This window comes from Roseobacter sp., assembly GCF_024639605.1.
Taxonomy (GTDB): Bacteria; Pseudomonadota; Alphaproteobacteria; order Rhodobacterales; family Rhodobacteraceae; genus Roseobacter.
Map to the genome: position 1 here is coordinate 1 of NZ_JAHEHZ010000204.1, position 4,753 is coordinate 4,753.

The 4,753-nt window shown below is 59.4% G+C and carries 3 protein-coding genes; 2 read left to right on the forward strand and 1 reads right to left on the reverse strand.

Annotated features, from left to right (window positions below):
• Positions 1–172 precede the first annotated feature (172 nt).
• Entirely contained in the window at positions 173–1,801 is a 1,629-nt protein-coding gene (locus Q0M35_RS17370; RefSeq protein ID WP_295317517.1) for a L,D-transpeptidase family protein, read from the forward strand.
• Between the two features lie 81 nt (positions 1,802–1,882).
• Here the strand turns inward: Q0M35_RS17370 and Q0M35_RS17375 are convergent, their stop codons facing one another.
• The gene (locus Q0M35_RS17375; protein ID WP_295317518.1) at positions 1,883–2,932 is read right to left on the reverse strand and encodes a GFA family protein; all 1,050 of its coding nucleotides are present in this window, start codon (positions 2,930–2,932) and stop codon (positions 1,883–1,885) included.
• Positions 2,933–3,600: 668 nt separating this feature from the next.
• Between Q0M35_RS17375 and Q0M35_RS17380 the strand changes: the two genes are divergently transcribed.
• Entirely contained in the window at positions 3,601–4,539 is a 939-nt protein-coding gene (locus Q0M35_RS17380; protein ID WP_295317519.1) for an ABC transporter transmembrane domain-containing protein, read from the forward strand.
• The last annotated feature ends 214 nt before the right edge of the window (positions 4,540–4,753 follow it).

The window sequence follows — 4,753 nt, forward strand, 5'->3', positions numbered from 1 at the left end:
GGCCGGGCTTTACTGGACCGGCTCAACTGCGCACCGTGCTCCGGGCTCTGCCGGCAAAAGCTTCGGCGGCTCCCGGAATGCCCGCCGCCGTCTGCTCAGGTGGCACACTTGAATTCCGATGCTTCGGCTGTCACGTGTGGAAGCGACAAACTGCAGGGGATAATTCGCACCTATGCCACATGTCTTTTCAGTGATGCGGATCAGCGCGCTGCTTCTTGCCTTATGCCTGTCTGGCAGCCTCGTCGCCGGACCGGTCGAAGAAGAAATCGAGAAACTGTCAGCTTCATTCCGGGGCGGCAATGCCGGTACTTTTGCTGATGCACGTCTCAACAGTGCGGTCCTGATCCCCGCGTTCTATGCGGGGCGCGGGCATGCGCCGGCGTGGTACGGAACACCCGCCGGTGATCAGCTTTTTGCGGAACTGAACCGTGGAATTGCCCAGGGATTCCGACCGGCAGATTTCAACCTGGCGTGGCTTTACGAATTATCCGACGCGGCACGATCGGGCAGGCCGGAGGATATCGCAGCATTTGATCTTGTGGCCACGGATGCGGCTATAAAACTGATCCACCACGTCTTTTTCGGAAAGGTTGACCCGGCGGCTCTTGACAGCGACTGGAATTTTTCGAAACCAGTCATCCGTCAGGAGCCGGCAGCCGTTCTGAACGAATTCATCAATGGCGCGGGGTTCAGTGCTCTGATGGCGCGTGTCGATATCGATGCCCTGCAATACCGGCAACTGATCGGCGCACTCAAGAAATACAGAGACATCGCAGACAGCGGCGGATGGCCTCCTGTGCCGGACCATACGGTGCTGAAACCGGGCATAACAGACCCCGCCGTTGCCGTTCTGCGCGAGCGGTTGTTGCGCGAAGGGGCGGCGCGCGAAGCCGCGGGCAGTGCGGCAGCCAGCTCCGGGACCGAAGGGGACGCCTTTTATGACGCCGGGCTGGCTGAAGCCGTCAAAGCATTTCAGACGCGGCATGGCCTTGACGCTGACGGCGTGGTCGGGCCGAGGACATTTCTGTCTCTGAACCGGACGGCAGGTGACCGCGTGAACCAGCTCAGGCTCAGCCTTGAGCGCGCGCGCTGGCTGATGCGGGATCTCGGGGACGAATTTGTGCTGGTCAATATCGCAGGCGCCCGGACGTATTACGTCACCTCGGACGATACCGTCTGGAGCACGCGTTCTGTCACCGGATCGGCTTACCGGAAAACGCCGGTCTTCCGGGATGAGATCCGCTATATGGAATTCAATCCGACGTGGACTGTGCCCGCCTCCATCTTCCGGAGTGACAAGCTCCCCCGGATCCGAGAAGACCCCGGATACCTGTCGCGCAACAACTACACAGTGGTGCGCAGCGATGACCGCAGCCCCGTGGATGCCGCCGCCGTGAACTGGGCGGCAAATAATCCTGGTGTGACCCTCGTGCAGCAACCCGGACCGCAGAATGCACTGGGGCTGGTGAAGTTCATGTTTCCAAATGTACATGCCGTTTATCTGCATGATACCAACGAACGCAGCCTTTTTGACCGGAGCGAGCGCAACCTGAGCTCAGGATGCGTACGGCTCGAATATCCTTTCGAGCTTGCCAGTCTGCTTATGGAGGGTGATCCGGACTGGAGTCTCGAGCGGATGAACGCCATTCTCGACAGTGGAAAAACCACGCGGATCAATCTTCGTGAACCGGTGCCGGTGCTGCTGACTTACTGGACGGCATGGGTTGAGGACGGCAGCGTGCACTTTCGCGAAGATCCCTATGACCGTGACGCTGCCGTTCTGGAGGCTTTGAACCGGTAAAGCGGCGTACCGCCTGCCGCTTCGGGGGAAACTTGTCCGGCCACATCCGGGGCCTTTGTACGCCAGCGGTCCGTCGGCCGGTCACAATGCATCCGGCGCCCGGGCCAGCGGGCCCCATGTTGCCGGGTCATCCAGACCCACGCTCGACCAGGCTTCCTGCAGGACCCGCGATTCCGCCGACCGGGTGCGTGGCAGATCATCGAGAATGTCGAACCATGGCAGCTTGCTTTCTATGCCGGAATGGACCGATGGCGCAAAATTCTCCGGAGTGTCGAGGCTGGACGTGTGCATCACCAGATACGCAGTCTCGCGCGGCCGGAGCAGTCTGTAGGTCAGGCTCGCGCCGCACTCCGCACAAAAGCCGCGTTGCGCTATGGGCGACGATGCAAAGCACCGGGGTTCAGCATTTGTGAACCGGACGGCGGAGGCGGGAAAAGCCGCCCATGCGTTCACCGCTGATCCCGAAAACTTCTGACAGCAGCTGCAGTGGCAGTATCCGGTGCTGATCGGCGGAGCGGTGATTTCGTACCGGACAGCGCCGCACAGACAGCCGCCCGTGATCAGCGTGCCCGCGAGGTCATCATCGTCAAAGTCCAGAAAACCTGCCGTCCTGCCCGGGCCGGAGCGGGTCATGAAAACATGTATCGGCGCGTCTGTATTCTTTAGGCGTTTGTGTCCGCAGTCTTCGAGCGTGAGATCAACCTTGCCTCTGATCTGCGCCATAACTTCGCCCGAGACGGCGATGCCTCCCGGTTCGGCCATCGCTTCCAGCCGGGCGGCAGTATTGACGCCTTCGCCGAGAAGATCGGCCCCGCGGACCACAACATCACCCACCGACACGCCGACCCGGAGCACAAAAAAGTCGCCCGTTTCCGACTGGTGTGCTTCGAGTGCGGCCGCCCTCTGAATCCCCGTGGCACAGTTGACGGCTTCGATGATGCTGGAAAATTCGGCGAGAAAGCCATCGCCGGTGGATTTGAACACGCGGCCCCGGTTGGCTTCGACCTGCATGCCGATCACATCGCGGCTGAAATGCTCCAGGCGTGTCAGTGTTCCGCTTTCGTCGCGTGAAACAAGCCCTGCAAAGCCAACGATATCCGTGGCGAGGATGGCCGCCAGTCTGCGTTCCATGTCCGGTCCTTAGAACTGCTGTCCCGTTGGGGCACTGCATCTCATTATACATGAATTGCGCGATAATTAAATTCTGGAGGAGACCCGCACCTTCGCCTGAACGAAAGTAAAGGTCCGCATGGTGCAGAACGGCCAGGAGGCGCGCAGCATAATGCAACCCGCCTCGGCGTCAGAACCGGTGACGCCCGTCAGGCGGTCGAATTTGTTTTCAGATATTTGCCGGACCGGACAATTTGCAAACAGAGCTTGCAGGAAAGGCCGGCGCCGCAGAAAATTCGCCTTCGCTGCTGAATGAAGTGTTCGCGTCCGTGTATCCGGGCGTGGCGAAAATCAGTACATTTCCGGCGTCACTGAAACCGCGCAGCTTTGCGCGCCAGAGGGAATCAATGGTCTCCCCGACGGCCATGCCGGCATCAGGCAGCCCGGGGCCGGACTGAAGATAAATTAAGCCGGTGGCCTTGCTTGTCCGGCCACATCGGTTTGCGGGTCGCGGTCCTGTTTTGCGGATAATCACCGGATTTGGTAGAGGCAGGCACATGCCGCGATGCATCCCGCGCCGATCACGGGCCTGCCCATGGGCAGGCGACATCGCGAAAGACTGCACGGCTCACTTGTGTGCATCAAGGTGCTGCGCGAGAACTTAACTCAAAGGTAAAGGCGCACATTCAATGATTTCCCTTTATGCAGCAATCTGGCGTGTCAGCGGGCGCCGACAGGTTTTACTGATCGTTCTGTCCGTTGCGATTGCCGCTCTGGCGGCAGCCCCCCTGAAATTCCAGCAGGAAATTGTAAACCTGCTGACGGAAGCGTCGTTCCAGTCGTCACAGCTTTTCCTGCTGGGTGCCGGGATGATGGGTGTCATCCTGTTGAGCCTGGGACTCAAATGGCTGATGGGCTACCGGTCGCAACTGTTGGGAGAGGATGTGATCCGCCTGATCCGTAAAAAACTTCTGACCGATGCCGCAGCTGAGCAGAGTATGCACCGCGACATCCTTACCGGAACCTTATCGACCGCAATATCAAGTGAGGCGGAGGAGCTTGGAAAGTTCACCGGCAGCGCGTTTTCGGAGCCTGTGATGCAGGTTGGCACGCTGATCAGCGTGGTCGGTTTTGTCGCCTCCACGCAGCCGGGTCTCGGTATTCTTGCGCTGGCTATGATCGCACCTCAGATCGCGATCGTCCTTTTCACCCAGCGCAGGGTTAACATGCTGCTGGCCGGGCGCGTGAAGCTTTTGCGGCAGGCCACTAACAAAATTACGGCCAGAGAAATCAGCGAAGTCGAAGCATCTGTCCTCGAAGACTTCGACAGTATTTATGGTGCGCGGCGATCGATGTTCAGGTGGAAGCTTTCAACCAAATTCGTCCTTAGTCTGATCAACGGAGCAGGGACAGTTGCCGTATTCATGCTCGGCGGTCTGTTCATTCTGCGGGGGCAAACGGATGTCGGCACGGTGGTGGCAGCGACGATGGGGCTCAGCAGGCTGCAGGGTCCGACGACGTTTCTGATTTCGTTCTACCGGCAGGTCAGTGCGAACCGGGTCAAATTTGAGCTTCTGCGGGATATGTCTCTTTATTCCGGTGAGCCGGCTCCTAATTCGCAGACCTGACGGGCGGAAACTGCTTCACCGGCCTGTGGGGCCTGCATTTCATAGTGCCGTCAGGGCCACTCACAGGCGACAAACCAGATGATTGACCATCATCTGTCAGAACAAAGAGCCTGTCAGACGCTGCGCTCAGGGCGTACCTTCGGCGATTCCTCAGCTGTTCTGATACGTGCTTTTTGCTGCGGGGCAGATCGAAACGCCGAACTGCCCGCGCGTC

Coding starts and splice junctions, on each gene's coding strand:
- Q0M35_RS17370 (WP_295317517.1), top strand. CDS start 173: ATGCCACATGTCTTTTCAGTGATGCGGATCAGCGCGCTGCTTCTTGCC.
- Q0M35_RS17375 (WP_295317518.1), bottom strand. CDS start 2,932: ATGGAACGCAGACTGGCGGCCATCCTCGCCACGGATATCGTTGGCTTT.
- Q0M35_RS17380 (WP_295317519.1), top strand. CDS start 3,601: ATGATTTCCCTTTATGCAGCAATCTGGCGTGTCAGCGGGCGCCGACAG.